This is a genomic window from Snodgrassella sp. W8124, from assembly GCF_016100875.1.
GTDB classification, from domain to species: Bacteria; Pseudomonadota; Gammaproteobacteria; order Burkholderiales; family Neisseriaceae; genus Snodgrassella; species Snodgrassella alvi.
Window position 1 is genome coordinate 60717 of the sequence record NZ_JACFRP010000001.1, and the last position, 18121, is coordinate 78837.

The following is an 18121-nucleotide window of genomic DNA, read 5'->3' on the forward strand; positions in this document are numbered from 1 at the left end:
GGATATTTGAATGAGTGACTTACAATCGTCAGTTGACAGCCCGAAACTGAGCGCAGCTGAACAGCGTTTAGCCACACCTGAAGGACGACGGGAATTTATTAAGGCAACACTTTCCTGCTGGCTCGGAACCACCATGGAGTATGTGGATTTTGCTTTATACGGTCTGGCCGCAGGGCTGGTATTCGGAGATGTGTTTTTTCCCGAATTAACGCCTGCAATTGCTCTTCTGTCCAGTTTTGCCACTTATTCAGTCGGCTTTGTTGCCCGCCCGATCGGTGCCATATTTTTTGGCCGTCTTGGCGACCTTAAAGGACGTAAATTTGTACTGGTAACCACTATTGCCCTGATGGGTATTTCCACTACGCTGATTGGTCTTATCCCTAGTTATGCCACTATCGGGATATGGGCACCACTTCTTTTAGCTGTACTGCGTTTTATGCAGGGCTTCGGGGCCGGAGCCGAACTTTCCGGTGCTACAGTTATGCTGGGAGAATATGCTCCACCTAAACACCGCGGTCTGATTGCTTCTATTATCGGTATCGGTTCCAACAGTGGTACACTGGTCGCTTCGTCTGTCTGGCTGCTGGTGTTAATGCTGGATAAAGAAGATGTAGCCAGCTGGGGTTGGCGGATACCATTTATTCTCAGTGCACTGATAGCTATTGCCGCTACTCTTATTCGCCGCCATGTACGGGAAACTCCGGTATTCGAGCAGGAACAAAATGAAGTTAAACAGTCCCGGGTGCAAAAAACTGAAATATCAGCTTCACAAACTACGGTGACAGCTGAAAAAACTTCCTTTCTGGCACGTAATAAAGCATTTTTCGTCATGCTGGGCTTGCGTATCGGTGAAAACGGTCCATCTTACCTCGCACAGGGATTTGTTATCGGCTATGTGGTCAAATTTCTGAAAGTGAATCAAACTGTCGCTACTTCTGCAGTATTTGTTGCGTCTTTGTTAGGCTTTTTTGTGATTCCGTTTGCCGGCTGGTTATCCGACCGGTTTGGCCGCCGTATTGTTTACCGCTGGTTCTGTTTTCTGCTGATGCTGTATGCTGTTCCGGCTTATATGTTTCTGGAAACACGGGATCCTTTTATTGTAGCCAGTATTATTGTTATTGGTATGTGTCTGGCATCACTGGGTATTTTCGGTGTACAGGCAGCCTATGGAGTAGAGCTGTTCGGGGTGCGTAACCGTTATTCCAAAATGGCTCTGGCTAAAGAGTTCGGAGGCATTATGTCTGGTGGTATTGCGCCATTAGTTGCCTCAGCATTGCTGGCTCAGTATGGTACATGGTGGCCGATTGCAATTTATTTTGTAGCAATGGCAGGTATTGGCTTTATAACTACATTCTATGCTCCGGAAACTCGCGGACGCGACTTAAATGCAGTAGAAGACGCTATTTAACTGCTTTAACAAATTGATAGAATCACCAATAACGGAGTCAGTTACTGACTCCGTTATAATTGAAGCACAGGTAAATATTTATGAAGCGTATCGTAATTGACTGTGATCCCGGCAATGGTATTGCAGGCGCGAATGTAGATGACGGGCTGGCGCTGGCGCTGGCACTGGCTGCAGATTCAATTAAACTGGAATTGATTACCATTGTGGCCGGTAATACACCGCGGGATACCGGTTTTCAGGTAGCGCACCAATTAATGCAGGAATTGAATCAAAGCATCCCGGTAGTAAAAGGAGCTGCTCAGGCATTACTTGAACCGGCTGCCCCATGGCGTGAACAACTGGATAATAATGTACGCAAACAGGGATTATTGTCTTTATGGGACAATCTGCCACCGCTGCCGCCATTAAATGATCACAGTGCGCCACATGCGGCTCAGGCAATTGGTGAACTGGTATGTAATAACCCCGGTGAAATTACCGTGGTGGCTATTGGTCCGTTAACCAATATTGCCCATACCATCCAGCTTTATCCCGATTTTGCCCGGTCTGTTGCCGAAATTGTCATCATGGGCGGTGTATTTCAGCTGGACAGCTACCTTAAGGACACCAACTTTGCCGTTGATCCTGAAGCAGCCAAAATTGTTATCGAGAGTGGAGCCAATATTACCCTTGCACCGCTGGACGTAACTACACAGACACTGCTCACCCATCAGGATCTGGATAAACTTCAGAGCTTTGCCAATCCGCTTGCAGATTTTATTGTCCGTACATCACGTCCGTGGATGGACTATTCTATTCAGACACGCCAGCTGGCCGGTTGCTGGATTCATGATGTATTGTGTGTCGCCAAGCTGATTGATGAAAGCATTGTTACCAGCTCGCCTTATATGGTTGATGTATCCACTGCGCGTGACTGTACCCGTGCCAGCAGCCGCCGCTGGAAAGAGGGTGCGCTCAGACTGACTGTTGGTATGCCGCCGGTCAGTCATCAGCCTGTTAATGTAATGGAGCAGGTAGATAACCGGCGTTTACTTGAAATTATATTTAATGCATTAAGTCAGTATCGCTGCTAGAAAATATCAGAATATCTTACAGTAATAACAAAAATCTGTTCTAATACCGCTATAATAAATATTTATGGTTTTAATAACCATCATGATAACGATAATCCGCATCAGAATATTGCATTTGTTTATTTCAGTGTTAGGATAGGCACGCAATACAAGAGAAATCAGCAGGTTTACCATGTATAAATTAATTATCAATATTTCTCTTCCTGTTTTGTGGCGACAACAAAACAGGAGAGCATAATGTTAGCCAAAATCAGTCAGAAATTACCTGAGTTATCTTCAGCAGAACGCCGGGTGGCTGAATGTGTACTGGCGCAGACCAAGTGGTTTGTACACGCAGCTGTAGCCAATATTGCCAAAGAGGCACGCGTGAGCCAGCCTACGGTTATTCGTTTTTGCCGTACCATGGGCTATAGCGGGTTACCTGAATTTAAACTCAATCTTTCCGCCAGTATCGGTCATGACGGTATGCCGTATGTCCATGAAGAACTCAATAGCACCGATTCTATGCAGGATGTGCTGAATAAAGTTATAGCCAGTACCGCAGCCACGGTGCTTGGCAGCCGTAAATCCCTTAATGCGGCCGACCTGGAAACCGCAGTCAGGCTGATGGCCAAAGCGCGCCGTATAGAATTCTATGGGGCAGGCAATTCAGGTATTGTCGCAATGGATGCTCAGCACAAACTTTTCCGTTTTGGTTTGTCTACAGTTGCCTATACCGATAGTCATGTACAACTGATGGCTGCTGCCGTATTGTCACCACAAGATGTGCTGGTTGTTATTTCGCATTCAGGTTCTTCACGAGATTTACTTGATGCAATTAAAATTGCCAAGGGTAACGGCGCCAAAGTAATCGCTCTTACCCGTGCCGGATCACCCGTCGCACAAGCCTGTGACTGTGTCATTAGTGTTGTTACCCCTGAAGACAGCGAAAAATATACCCCGATGATTTCCCGTCTGCTGCAGCTGATGGTAGTTGATATGCTGACTATCGGCCTGGCCTTGCATCTGGGCGAAAATGTAAGCGAAATGCTGGCAAAAACCAAGGCAGGAGTTAAGCTGAAATTTTTACAACACTAATTTCAGCAGAAAAACAGCTTTTAGTATGATTCACTATCAGCCAATATGATTACCTGTATGAAGTTTCTGCCGGTTGTCAGCGGGTTTGCATTGTCCCCTCAGGCACGGTATTTATCTTAAATTATTACAACGAAATGAGCGCTAGTGAGTAACAAAACCCGTCAAATTAAACGTCAGACCGAACAGCAGAAAAACGTTAAAAATTCAGAAGCGGCTACGCAGCAGAAAAGAGGCTCTGCCATTCTGGTAGGCATTATTGCTATTTGTCTGCTTGCCGGAGGGCTGTATATCGGCGGCTGGTTTAATCTGGTTACGCCGGCACAGATTCAGCAGTGTGAAACAGCAGTCAGACAAACATTTCCACAGGCTGCTGATCAGAATGTCTTGCTGCCCAAATGTAATAATCGCCATATGATTGAAGGCATGAGCAGTCCGGGCAGCCAGAAACTGAGTTCTAAACAGATACTGGACAGTCTGGATGTGGGCAAAACTGTTGATTTAGTTTCCATGTTTATCGGTGGTGCGCTGATTGGTGCGGCTATTGCTGCATTTGCAGCCAGCTACCGTATTTTCCAGCGCAAGCTTGGTAAAAATACCGATTGATTTAAAAGCGTACTTTACAGCCTAAATTCTATAAAAACTGGTTAATCAATGTATATGCAGTATAATTAATCATTATTTACTAATAAGATATGGTTTGTACATGAATAAAAAAACTATCCGTTTATTGCTGGCTCTGGTGTGCAGTTTATTTTTCAGCCTGAATGTCTATGCCCAAAAATCCTTTAAACCACAAAATGGTGATCTTATTTTTCTGGAAAATTGTGACGGCGGTATGAATAGTGCCATTAAGGCTGCTACCAGTGGTCTGGCCGGATACAATTTTACTCATGTTGGAATTGTCTGGCAGAAAAACCCAAATCAGTATTTTGTTATTGAAGCCACCACTCCTGAAGTCCGTATCACATCACTGAAAACATATCTGCATCCCAAAAAAAAATGTCAGCCGCGAGCAGTAGTGGGCAGATTGAAAGCACCTTATCAGGCACTGATTCCTTCTGCTCTGATTTATGCACAGCAAAAAGTAGGTAAAAAATACGATGATGCCTTTGATATCAATAACGATCAGTATTACTGTTCTGAGCTGATTTATCAGATATTCAAGGAAGCCAATAACGGGCAGGAAGTATTCCCTTTACGCGCAATGACCTTTAAGTCTAAAGATACTGGAGAATTTCCTGATTACTGGGTAAAGCATTTCCAGAAAATGGGTATTCCGATACCTGAAGGTCAGCCCGGAAATAATCCGGGTGATATGTCCCGCTCTGATTTAATTGATATTGTTCATTATTATTAGTCATTAACCAACAGACCGGCATTAATTATGCTGGTCTGTTTCATTATAGAAACTAAACGTTATCCGGCACATACCAATTTAACCAATCACCAATTATGAGCCAGATAAACGGATTAATACAGATATCCGTACTATTCCTGAATAATGAAAACTAATAGCATCAAAAAATTTTATACCGAGTTAGCTGTCTTATATTTATGATTAGTAAAATGACAAATGTATTTTTAAAGAAAGAAATTTATATATCAATTCAGCATCATACTATTAATAGAATAGAAAAGCGAATAGATAAAATAATCCAATTGTAATTAACTTGCATAAAAAATTCAGAAGTAGATTATTATTAGCGCATAAAATTATTTATTTTGTACCGAGTTCACCCGCTTAAGCTCTATTTCATTATCTATATTGGTATTTTATGTTTACGTTGTGTAAATATCCTCTTTATAATACACAACACTCAATTTACACCTGAAAGCACTAAACAGTGTCATCGTCTGCCGTATTACAATCAGGACAGGAATTTAAAAGAGGGTTGATTACCGCTTTGCCGGTTATGCTGAGTTTTATTCCGTTTTCATTGGTGTTAGGTGCGCAGGCAATTCAAAAAGGAATGCGTACCGGTGAAATTTCACTGCTTACTGCGGTAAACTTTGCCGGTGGTTCCGAATTTGTAGCGGTTAATTTGTGGACTTCACCCCCGCATTTAATCTTAATTGCTTTAATGACACTACTGGTAAACAGTCGCCATATTCTGATGAGTGCGGCACTGACACCTTATCTAAAAGATCTGCCCAGACGAAAAGTATTATCTGCGCTGTTTTTAATGTGTGACGAAAGCTGGGCACTGGCATTTACTGATGCGAAAAACTCACCAAAGCAGAAATTCAGCTATTATTTTTATCTTGGTGCCGGCATAGGTCTGTATGTCGTCTGGGTCGGATTCACAACTGTGGGTGCACTTATCGGACCGGTTATTGGCGATGTTACTCATTACGGTTTTGATATGGCCTTTGTGGCAGTGTTTCTGGTTTTACTCAAAGGAATGTGGAAAGGTTTTACTGCAGCTGTTCCATGGCTGGTGAGCCTGCTGGCGGCGATTGCCGGCTATCTTTTTCTGCCTGGTGCATGGTATGTATTACTGGGTACAATATCCGGCTTAACTGTAGCTTTTATCATGGCAGCATATGATTGATTTATCAGCTTTACTCACTATTCTGTCCATGGCGGTAGTTACTTACATCACCCGAATCAGTGGTTATCTGTTATTACGCAATCGTGAGCTTAGTCCGCGCCTGACTAAAGTTCTTGAATCCATCCCCGGCTGTGTTCTGATTGCTGTAATCGCTCCTGCCTTTGCCACAACCAATCCGGCTAATCTTTTTGCCGTTATCATCACAATATTACTGGCGTGGCGATTTTCACTGTTACCAACAGTGGTGTTCAGTATCGCTATTACGGCTTTTCTGCGTCACTATCTGCTCAGCTAAATACCGCATATTCCTGACCCAATAACAGTAATAATTTCTAAAAATATATAAAAAACAGTCTGTTTGATTGCGCAAATCTGGCATTTCATGGAAATAAAAAATCAATTCCTGTAAGGAAATGCTGTGTAACAACGACTTCAAACCGGCGCAATTATCATCAATTCCGATTTATTTTGCTTGTTATGTTCTGTTTTTTAAGAAAATAAAATTTATTAGTATCTTAAATGAATAATTTTTGTACTGATAAACAGGGCTGGGTAGATGTAAATTTTTCCGCTAGTATATAAATGTATGTTGGAGTTAATTTATTAATTTAATTGCATAATGATAAAGGAAAGAACATGAATAATACATTAATAGAAGCCATTGAAAAACGTCGTACCCAGTATGCACTCGGCAGGAATATTACTCAGGCACAGGAAGAAATAACTGCTTTAATAGAAGAAGCCATTAAACTGTCTCCGTCAGCTTTTAATTCGCAAAGTTCACGTGCTGTAATCCTGTTTGGTCAGCAAAGTGAAAAATTCTGGCATATTGTCATGAATGAATTGCGTATCAGAGTACCTGCAGACAAATTTGACTCCACAGAAGCCAAAATTAAGAGTTTTGCGGCTGGTATCGGTACCATATTATTTTATGAAGATCAGCAAATCATCGCCAGCCTGCAACAGCAATATCCCAACTATGCTGAGCAGTTTCCTGTCTGGTCGGAACAGGGAAGCGGTATTGCCCAGTTTGCAGTCTGGTCTGCTCTGGCGAATGCCGGCATCGGCGCCAGCCTGCAACACTATAACCCTTTGCCGGATGCGGCAGCTGCTAAAGAATGGCAGATACCGGAAAGCTGGAAGCTGCGTGCCATGATGCCTTTTGGTTCCAATGAAGCACCTTTCCCTGAAAAAAGCTTTATTGATGATACGGAACGATTTAAAGTATTTTACTGAATCAGATAAGATATCTGCATAAAATGAATTCTGAAATGCTGCCGGCCGGATCAGAATATCTCTGATCCGGTCAGATTTTTATCGATTTTCCGCTTTGGAATGATAATTTTAGCCCTTTTGAACAATAAGAACTAATATTGCTTTTTTATTATAATTAAAAAATAAAATTTTAAGATTTTAAATAAATTAATTTAATATTGATAATTAAATATAAATTTAAACATAAAAAAAGCTAATACTGTATTTTGATATAAATTTTATATCTGAAAACTTTTATATAATTCATTAATTTTAATTAACTTAAAAAAATTATTTTAAAACATATATTTATATAATATTTAATATCGATTTAATGCAAGTTTCTATAAAAAATACTGTTACTACTAAAGTTATTAAGTATATTTATGTAAATGATATTAGAATATCTAAAGTTGTAATTAACTTTAAATAACGTTAAAATTAACTATTATTAACATTCATTAAGCATAAATGCGTATAAAAAACCCAGTTTTATTGTTAAATCTATTAGGGATAAGTCTGTTACAAGCCAATGCTGCATCAATGAACGAAGCGGCTGAACAGATAGATAAGAAACAACAGCAGCAGATTATACGCGAGCAGCAGCGTCAGCAGCAATTCCGGCAGCAAATGCAGCCTGATGTAAACGTACATTTGCAGCCTGCGGAAGAAAATCTGTCTGGAACAGGTAAACTGATAACAGATGAAACTCCCTGTTTTGCTATCCAGGACATCCGTCTGGTCGGAGAAGATGCAGGTCATTTTCAGTTTGCCCTGAAAAAAGCTCTTCGTCAGAGTCAGTTTACGCCCGGTATGTGTCTCGGCGGAAAAGCGATAAATCAGATTATGACTCTGGCACAAAATGCCGTTATAGAACGTGGCTATACCACTACCCGTATTCTGGCCAGTCCGCAAGATATTAATAGCGGGCAGCTACAGCTGAGTGTTATTGCCGGACGGGTTCATGCTATTCGTTATAATCTGGATGATTCTGCTTCCAAACATGTTGGTCGTATTCGCCATATTCAGAATGAATTTCCGGTCAGGGCTGGTGATATTCTGAATTTACGTGCATTGGAGCAAGGGCTTGAAAACCTTCGCCGAGTTCCGACTGCTGAAGCCGATATTCAGATTGTGCCGGCAGACGAGCCCAATCAGAGTGATATAGTAATAAGCTGGTCACAGCGTACCGTGCCAATGCGTTTAAGTTTCAATATAGACGATTCCGGCAGTCATTCAACCGGACGTTATCAGGGAGGTGTCACTCTATCGGTAGATAATCCTCTTGGATTAAGTGATTTATTCTACATCAACTACAATCATGATCTGGGTAGCAAAGACAGCTATTTTGACAGTGATGGCAATCGTACCGGCAGTGGTACACACGGCTATGCCCTGCATTACTCAGTTCCTTTCGGTAACTGGCAGATTGCCTTTAACCGCAATCATTACCGCTATCATCAGGCAATAGCAGGTTATAACGAAAACTATGATTACAGTGGTAACAGTGACAATACCGATCTGGGTTTAACCCGTATGCTTTACCGCAACAGCCATCGCAAAATCGATGTTACCGCTAAGGTATGGAAACGCGAATCGCATAATTTTATTAACGATGCCGAAATTGAAGTTCAGCAGCGTCATACTGCAGGCTGGGCTGTCAATCTGAATCATCAGGAATATATCGGTAATGCCGTCGTCAATCTGGGGCTGGGCTACAAGCGTGGTACTGGCGCGGATAACAGTTTGCGTGCACCTGAAGAAGAATTTGGTGAAGGTACTTCACGCATGAAAATCATTACCGTAGATGCCGGTTTATTGTGGCCGTTCACGCTGGGTAATCAGCAGTTAAGCTATGACAGCTCCTTTCACGGACAGTGGAACAAAACACCATTAATTACCCAGGATCAGCTTTCCATTGGCGGCCGTTACACCGTGCGTGGTTTTGATGGCGAAGTTACCTTGATGGGTGAGCGCGGCTGGTATTGGAATAATAACCTGAACTGGCAATACAAAGGCCGCCATCAGGTATATCTCGGACTTGATGTCGGCCACGTTTCCGGGCCGTCAACTGAAATGCAGCTGGGAAAAACACTGGCTGGAGCAGTTATCGGCTTTAAAGGACAAATCAAAGCCGGCGGACAATGGTATTACGACATCTTTGCCGGTAAACCAATATACAAACCGCAATACTTCCGTACGGACAGAACCAATGTAGGCTTCAGTCTTAATTATTCAATGTAAATTGTTAAAGAAACAAAAAATGGCTATGAATTAAAGATATAAAGCCAGATTTAAGAGGATCAATCATGAATAAAAACCGTTATAAAATCATATTCAATAAAAAAAGAGGCATGCTGGTAGCCGTAGCAGAAAACACCACTCGCGAAGGTAAAAGCACAGCCGACCGCAGCAGCAGTAACAGCATTACCGGCAGCCTGCTGGCCAAACTGCCATTAATCACCGGCTCTATCCTGTTAGGACTGGGCTTATGCGTACTGACCGGTAACGGAGCCATAGCGGCCGACATTCACGCAGATACATCTGCACCTAAGAATCAGCAGCCCACCATATTACAAACTGCCAATGGTGTACCACAGATAAATATTCAGACTCCAAGTAAAGGCGGCGTGTCCGTCAATCAGTACCGGCAGCTGGATGTAAATCAAAAAGGTGCTATTCTCAACAATAGCCGAAAAAGCATTCAGACACAGCAGGCTGGTTGGGTACAGGGCAATCCCTGGCTGGCCAGAGGCGAAGCCAGAGTCATCGTTAACCAGATTAATAGCAGCAATCCCAGCCGGATTAACGGCTACATCGAAGTAGCCGGTAAACGTGCCGAAGTTATCATGGCAAACCCCGCCGGAATCAATGTTAACGGAGGCGGCTTTATTAATGCTGCCGGTGTAACACTGACTACCGGCAAACCCATACTCAATAATGGTAGTCTGGATGGTTTTCAGGTACGTGAAGGCAATATCAGCATCAACGGACAGGGGCTGGATAGCCGGGGTAGTGATTACACCAATATCCTGACCAAAGCTGCTCAAATCAATGCCGGCATCTGGGCAAATAATCTCAATATTATTGCCGGCAGCAACGATATTACTTCGCAGGGAGCAATTACGCCCAGCTATCCGGCTGAGAACTCAGCCCAGAACCGGGTAGCCATAGACAGTAGCAAACTGGCCGGTATGTACGCAGGTAAAATCACACTCGTCAGCAACGACAAAGGTGTCGGCATTAATAATGCCGGTCAGATATTTGCCGGGGCAGGTGGCGTACAGATTAGTGCCGATGGCAAACTGAGTAACAGCGGCAGCATCGTTGCTGCTGATAAGAGCAGTGTCGGCGCAGATAGTGCCGCAGCCGCCATCAAAGCTGACAGTATCAGCAACAGCGGTACTGTCTCCAGCCTGGGTAAACTGCAATTACAGAGCCGGCAGCTGGACAACAGTGGTTTAATTACCAGTGCTGACGAACTGAATATCCGTAACCGGCAACAACTGGATAATCAGGGAGAAATCAACGGCGGCCGTCTGGACATCATCAGTGACAGCCTTCATAACCGTAACGGCAAAATTATCCAGAGCGGTTTGCAGGCGTTGAGTCTGGAAACAGATAAACTAAGCAACGAAAACAACGGTCTGATTGGCTATGCACCAGCAGAAAGCAGCACAGAACCAGCCCCTGACAAACCGGCTAACACCGGAGAACCGTCAGACAGTAATACCAATCCGCCAAGCAGTGCAACAGCAACAGGTCAGACCAAACCTGCGCTCAGCCAGCCTAAACAGTTTGCAGCCGGACAAATCATCAGCCGGCAGGAAATTATCAATGATAACGGGCAGATTACAGGTAACGGCGGCATCGATCTTAATGCTCATAACGGATTGAGTAACCATGCTAATCTGCATCTGAATCACCTTCAGGTAAGCGGAGATTTGCTGGATAATACTCAGGGCAAACTGATTGTCAGACAGGCACAAATCAAAACTGACCGGCTGGATAACCGGCAGGGTGAAATCAGCGGCAGCGAGCAGTTACAGTACGCAGGAAAAGTACTGGATAACCGCCATGGTCGTATCCAGTCAGCCGGACAGATAGAAATTAACAGCGCAGAAACAAATAACAGCAATAGCGGCGTAATAGCAGCCCAGAACAAATTGCAGCTTAATAGCAGCAGCTACATTGATAACAGCAATGCCGGGCAGTTGTGGAGCGGCGGTCAGACAGAGCTGGAAACAGACAGTCTGAACAACAGCAGCGGAGCGATAGACAGTAACAGCCTGAGGATAGATGCAGCAAATCTGAATAACCGGCAGGGTGCTGTCCGCAGCATAGCTGATCAGCAACTGAAGATACAAAATCAGGCAGATAATCGTGACGGACAAATTGGCAGTAATGGTCAGCTGACTATTTATGCTAAAAGCATAGAAAACAGCAATGGTAAAATCAGTGCCGGTAAACAGGCAGATATATACAGTAGCGAATTAAACAATCAGCAGGGTTCAATAGATGCAGAATCCATCCGGATTAGCAGTAATAATCTGAATAACAAACAAGGCGCTATACGTGCCAATGAAAAAATCGATGCCGTAATTAACCAGTCTCTCGTTAATCAGCAGGGGCAGATAAGCGCTCTTAAAGACATATCAATTAGCGGTAACGGCACTGATAACAGTGGCAATAATCTCCATGTGGATAATAGCGATAATGGCCGGATTATTGCCGGACAGAATCTTAGTCTGCATGCCAAAAATCTCAACAACCAAAGTACTATTGCTGCCGGGAATGATGCAGATATTGCACTGATTGATGATTTCAGCATTGATACAGATCTGAGTGCCGGTCATAACCTGAGTATCAGCAGTCAGGGAAATATCAGTAATAGCCATACCGTAACCGGCGGCAATAGCGTAATTATCAAAGCGGCAAACATCAGTAACCAGACCAATGGGATTATTCAGAGCAACAGCCATACCGAACTGAACGCAGCTGACAGCATTACTAATCGCGGTCTGCTCAATAGTAACGGTACTACACTGATACAGTCGGGCAGCAACATCAACAACATCGGTGCCGGCCGTATTTATGGTAATCATGTGGCTATCGGTACTCATAACTTGTTTAATCAGGAAGAAAACATTGGTACCGAAACCAAAGCGGCAGTGGTAGCAGCCAGAAACCGTCTGGATATTGGTGCTTCCAATATCATAAATCAAGAGCATGCTCTGTTATCCAGCGAAGGTGATATTGCTATCGGAGGCATTCTGAATGAGCAGCATCAGGCCAGTGGTATGGCAGACAGTCTCATTAACAGCAGTGCACGGATAGAAGCGCAGGGTAATGGCAATATTGCAGTTAAACAATTGAAAAATCAAAATAACCACTTTAGCGTAGAAGAATATCTGGAGAGCAGTAAGAAAATTCATCAGTATCAGGAGAAAGGTAACCCTGAAATCTGGGTAGATGGTGTAGACGGTAAATATAAAGAAGAAAGAAAAAAAATCAGTTTTACCTTTAATGATAAAAGCAAGAAAGTATGGAAAAAATATTCAGTATCAAAACTGCACTGGTGGGATTTCAAGCGTGATATTTATAAACAGAAAGTAACTGAAACTCAGCCCGGAGAAATTATTATAGGCGGAGATTTGACCGTCAGTGGTGAACACTGGCTGAATGACAACAGCCATATTATCGTTGGTGGCACCTTGCAGAGTACAGATAATCTGAATCTGGAGAACAAAGAAACCAAAGGCCGGCAGCGAGTAGAAGAGCATGGAATAGAGGGTGGCTATAAGTATGTGAACTCAATCACGTCAAAGGGAAAAATTGAAACGAATGGAGAAACCTCGTATAACAAAACTATCATCAGCAGCCATGAATTTGAGACTCCGGTCAGTGTAGTGCAGCAACACACCAGCACAGGAACCAATCAGGCACATGCAGAGCAGGTTCAAAACAATAACCAGCTACAGCAGCAAGATAAAGCACAGACACAGTTAAACAGTCACAACCAGAACATACAGACCCTCAGTGATTACACTACCAAACTGCCTAACAACAGCCTTTATCATATCAGTCCGGACAATAGCGGCTATCTGGTAGAAACCGATCCGGCCTTTACCAACATGAGAAAATGGCTGGGCAGTGATTATATGCTCAGCGCTCTGGGGCAGAATCCCGAGAATATGCAAAAACGGCTTGGTGACGGCTACTATGAACAGCGGCTGATTAACGAGCAGATAGCTAAACTGACCGGTTACCGTTATCTCGAAGGTTACAGCAATAATGAAGAGCAATATAAAGCACTGATGAATGCCGGTATCGCATATGCACAGAAATTTAACCTGACACCGGGAATAGACCTGAGCCCTGAGCAAATGGCACAACTGACTAGTAACATCGTGTGGATGGTCAGCCAGACCGTCACTCTGGCAGATGGCAGCCAGCAGACAGTACTTGTACCCAAAGTGTACCTGATGGTTCACAGCGGAGATGTCAATGACAACGGCAGTCTCATCAGTGCCCGCAATATTAACCTGCAAAATAGCGGTAATATAAATAATCAGGGCACCATAGCCGGTCAGAATATTACCAGTATCGGTGCACAGAATATCAGCAACAGCGGTACTATCAGCGGCAGTAAAGTTGGTCTCACTGCCAAAGAGAACATCGACTTTAATGGCGGAGTGGCCACAGGTAAAGATCTGCTTAGTCTGAAAGCCGATAAAATCAACCTCAGCAGCACTACCGTCAGCTATGGAGATGAACATAATGGCGGCACCATTATTGACCGCACCGCCGGATTATATGTCACTGGTGAAAAAGACAGTATTCTTAGTGTGGCCGGTATACACGGTATTACCAGTCACGGTGCCGGCATTACCAATACAGCTGAGAATGGCATTACTCAGCTTAGCTCTGGAGAGGGCAGTATCGATCTTAATACAGTGACCACTACAACCAATATGGCTTCAGGCAGCCGCAGCGATAAAAATCACTGGATAAACCGTTATCAGAATGAAACCGGTACCAGCATCAATGCCATCGGCGACATTAACATACTTTCCGGAGAGCAACTCAATATCAGGCAGGGTGATATCAACAGCCTTCAGGGTAATATCAACCTTTATGGTAAAAACGGCGTTAATATCAGCGAAGGACGCCAGCAAACTGAGATGGATCATTCTACATATATTAAATCCAGCGGTCTGTTGTCGAAAAAAACCAGTCTTGATCAGTATCAGGCCGACCATGATGAAGCTGTATCCAGTAATATTACCGGAGCTTTAATCAACATCAGCAGCGATAAAGATATTAATATCCGCGGTAGTAACGTCATCTCTGATTTCGGTACCATTATGCAGGCGGGTAACAATATCAGCATCAGCGCAGCAGAAAATCATTATGCTGATCGTCAGTATCACAAAGATACTAAATCCGGTCTGATGGGCAGCGGCGGTATCGGCTTCACTATCGGTAAACAGAAAGAAACTGACGATACCACCAGTAAATCTCTTGTTCACAGCGGCAGCAGCATCGGCAGCCTGTACGGAGATACCGTTATCATTGCGGATAATCACTACAACCAGACCGGCAGCAGCGTGAGCACACCTGCAGGCAATGTAACCATAGCGGCTAAAGATATAAATATTGCAGCTGCGCAAGATAAACATAACCGAGACAATATTCATACTTTTGAAAAGAGCGGACTCACCGTTGCTGTCAACGTACCTGTGGTGAATGCCATCCAGACTGCGAATACTGCCATTAACCGCGTAGGTAAAAGTAAAAATGACCGCGTCAATGCCATGGCTGCCTTCAATGCCGGTATGGATACCTACAAAGCAGGCGAAGCTTTGAATAAACTTGGCAGCGATCAATCAGCAGACCAAAATGTCAGTGTCAGCATAACCATCGGTCAGCAGAAGAGTCGCAGTGAAAATCACACAAAAGATACCGTGGCCTCTGCCAGTCAGATTAATGCCGGCGGAACAGTCAATTTACTGGCAACGGGCGCAGGCAAAGATTCTAATATCAACATCATCGGATCAGATGTGGCAGGCAGCAAAGGCACCCATTTACAGGCAGATAACGAAATTAACCTGCTTGCAGCCGAACAAAGCCACAGCGAGCGCAGCAGTAATAAATCCAGCGGTTGGAATGCCGGAGTGGCTATCAGCTATGGCTCTGGTGGCACATCTCTGGGTGTTACAGCCGGGGGCAATCTGGGTAAAGGCCATGGTAACGGAGACGAAACCAGCTACCGGAACAGCCATGTTGGCAGTAGTAGCGGCAGTACCAGCCTCAGCAGTGGCGGTGCTACCAACATCATAGGTGCACAGGTAATCGGTAAAGGCGTGAGTATAGATGCAGCCGAGCTGAACATAGCCAGCCTGCAGGACAAAGCAAAATATGACAGTAAACAGGAGAATATCAGCGGACAGGTCACTGTAGGCTACGGTGCATCGGGATCCGCCAGCTACAGCAAGAGCAAAATCAAAGCCGATTATGCCGGAGTAACCGAACAAAGCGGCATCATAGCCGGAGATGACGGCTATCAGATTAAAATCAAAGGCAATACAGATCTGAAAGGAGCCATCATCACCTCTGCCAGTGCCGCAGAAGCAGCAGGTAAAAACAGCCTGGTTACCGGCAGTCTTACCAGCAGTGACATCAAAAATCACAGCGATTACAGTGGCAGCAGTATTGGAATAGGTGCCAGTGGTAACTATCACGGAGGCTGGGATAATTCCAGCATAAACAACCAAACAGGCGAGAGTGTCAGCAACGTCAAAGGAACGGTTGGCTATGGTAGTGACAGTGGTCATACCAGTAGTATTACCCACAGTGGTATTAATACCGGCAATATCATCATCACTGATGAAGTAGTGCAGCAGCAGAAAACCGGCAAAACCGTAGCAGAAACCATAGCAGCCATCCATACTGATATCAGCAGCGAAGATTATGCTGATAAGGCCGGATATCTGCATAATAACTTTGATAAAGATAAGGTACAGAAAGAGCTGGATTTACAGCGTGAAATCAGTCAGGAATTCAGCGATAACATGCAGACAGCCTCTGCCATAATAAACAGTAAAAAAGATGCCCTCAAAGAAAAACTGAAAAATACAGCACTGAGTCCGGAAGAACGTGAAAAATATGAAAAAGAACTGTCGCAGTGGAATGCAGGCGGATTACTGTTAAATGTGATAGGAGCAGGTCTGTCCGCACCGACTAACAGCATAGGAGGGATAGTGGCAGCCACAGCCAGCCCGATAGTTTCATATCAGATAGGGCAGTACTTTAAAGGAAAAGATGCAGAAGGCAGCACTGCGCATCTGGTGGCGCACGCAGTAGTAGGAGCAGCAGTAGCGGCAGCAGGAGGAAATAATGCACTGGCTGGCGGACTGGCTGCGGCAGGAACAGAAGCTCTGGCGCCGGTAGTATCGAAATGGCTGTATGGCAAGGAATCAAAAGATTTAACTGCAGATGAAAAAGCCACGGTTTCATCAATCATAGGGTTGGCTGGAGCAGCAACAGGAGCGGCAGTAGGCGGCAGTATGGCTGATGTGGCACAGGGGAATCAGGCCGGGCATACGGCGGTTGATAATAATGCACTTCGTAACAGTAAGGGGGAAAGTAAACTTAACACTCAGGAAAAAATATTAAATGAAAAACTGAAAAAAGCAGGTGTACAAAGTGCGGATGATTATCAAAGAAAATATGATGCATGCAAAACAGATCAGTGCAGGATTCAGGTTGAAAAAGAATATTTAAAGGCCTCTGATGAAGCAAATAAAATCATATTGAATTTGTATATGACAGAACAAATAACAGAAGAAGAATCCAAAATATTATTGACAAGCTATGCTAATAAAATGATGAGGGGGGCTGGAGAAAGTCAGCGTAGGTTTGGTTCACGCATATTTGATTTAAATGCAAATGAATGGATACCAGCGAGCGTAATTGGCAATGCAGATTTCAACCAAATTACAATGTTAAATCTAGTCAAAAAAATGAAACGCTCTGGAGCTTCTGACGAACAGATAGCCATAAGAGTATTCCAATATCAAATTGCTGGGAGCTACATAGGGTCAGTTAGTATAATGCAACAGCAAGTTGATACATTACTCAACTCAGGAGTTAGTGTTGAAACAGTTATACGTGCACTGAGCATGAAAAAAGGAAGGAGACTAACCAATGACGAAATAGGTTTGATAAAAAATAGATATTCTGTAATGATGCAAAAGCAGGGTTCTAAAGCAAAAGCCGGAAAGGGAACGGCGGGACCTACACAGGTTGCAAGGGAAGGGATTGGAGTGCCAGTAACTCAATCTAAAAATCCACTTAGTCCAGTACAACAATATGATGCTTATGGAAATGAAATTGTTTATAGAACTATGTCACCAGAACAGTTTAAGCAATTTGAGCGAACAGGTATAATGCCAGCAACGACTGAAACTTCTGTTTCACCAGTATTAAAATATTCATCAAAGTATAACGGCATTACGGTTAAAATAGTAGTTAAACCAGGGACGTTTTCTCAGCTTGAAAAAATTGGGATTTCAGCAAACAAACCAGCAAGTACACAATTCCCTAATATGTCTACTCAAACAGGAAAATGGATGAATACGAATACTCGATTCAAAGTGGAAGGAGGGCAAATGACAACCCAACTTGGGCAAGGTAAAGGCATAGAGATTTTTAATAAAAATATTGTCCATTTTGAAAAAGTAAAATAAAAGGTA

The 18121-nt window shown here is 43.6% G+C and carries 10 protein-coding genes; all 10 read left to right on the top strand.

Annotated elements, in window-relative coordinates:
- Positions 1-10: 10 nt before the first annotated feature.
- The 10 genes from H3U73_RS00270 to H3U73_RS00315 all read left to right on the top strand — a co-directional run bounded on the left by H3U73_RS00270 (position 11) and on the right by H3U73_RS00315 (position 18115).
- Positions 11-1408, top strand: a complete 1398-nt coding sequence (locus tag H3U73_RS00270; protein ID WP_198189767.1) for an MFS transporter — start codon at positions 11-13, stop codon at positions 1406-1408.
- Positions 1409-1488: 80 nt separating this feature from the next.
- Positions 1489-2481 (top strand): nucleoside hydrolase, encoded by a 993-nt coding sequence (locus tag H3U73_RS00275; RefSeq protein WP_198189769.1) that lies wholly within the window; start codon positions 1489-1491, stop codon positions 2479-2481.
- A 237-nt stretch (positions 2482-2718) separates the two neighbouring features.
- Positions 2719-3558, top strand: coding sequence for a MurR/RpiR family transcriptional regulator (locus H3U73_RS00280; protein ID WP_041880111.1), 840 nt, complete (start codon positions 2719-2721; stop codon positions 3556-3558).
- A gap of 144 nt (positions 3559-3702) precedes the next feature.
- The gene (locus tag H3U73_RS00285; protein ID WP_078475004.1) at positions 3703-4161 is read left to right on the top strand and encodes a hypothetical protein; all 459 of its coding nucleotides are present in this window, start codon (positions 3703-3705) and stop codon (positions 4159-4161) included.
- 100 nt (positions 4162-4261) lie between these two features.
- Positions 4262-4915, top strand: a complete 654-nt coding sequence (locus H3U73_RS00290; RefSeq protein ID WP_198189771.1) for a YiiX/YebB-like N1pC/P60 family cysteine hydrolase — start codon at positions 4262-4264, stop codon at positions 4913-4915.
- 487 nt (positions 4916-5402) lie between these two features.
- The gene (locus tag H3U73_RS00295; protein WP_370570137.1) at positions 5403-6110 is read left to right on the top strand and encodes an AzlC family ABC transporter permease; all 708 of its coding nucleotides are present in this window, start codon (positions 5403-5405) and stop codon (positions 6108-6110) included.
- Entirely contained in the window at positions 6103-6405 is a 303-nt protein-coding gene (locus H3U73_RS00300; protein ID WP_084550068.1) for an AzlD family protein, read from the top strand. The genes H3U73_RS00295 and H3U73_RS00300 overlap by 8 nt, the downstream gene beginning before the upstream one ends.
- 341 nt (positions 6406-6746) lie before the next feature.
- Positions 6747-7346 carry a nitroreductase family protein gene (locus H3U73_RS00305; protein ID WP_084550066.1) on the top strand — a complete coding sequence of 200 codons (600 nt, stop codon included), beginning with the start codon at positions 6747-6749 and terminating at the stop codon, positions 7344-7346.
- A gap of 489 nt (positions 7347-7835) precedes the next feature.
- On the top strand, positions 7836-9608 hold the full coding sequence (locus H3U73_RS00310) for a ShlB/FhaC/HecB family hemolysin secretion/activation protein (protein WP_172397378.1): 1773 nt from the start codon (positions 7836-7838) through the stop codon (positions 9606-9608).
- A gap of 65 nt (positions 9609-9673) precedes the next feature.
- Positions 9674-18115 carry a hemagglutinin repeat-containing protein gene (locus H3U73_RS00315; protein ID WP_198189773.1) on the top strand — a complete coding sequence of 2814 codons (8442 nt, stop codon included), beginning with the start codon at positions 9674-9676 and terminating at the stop codon, positions 18113-18115.
- The last annotated feature ends 6 nt before the right edge of the window (positions 18116-18121 follow it).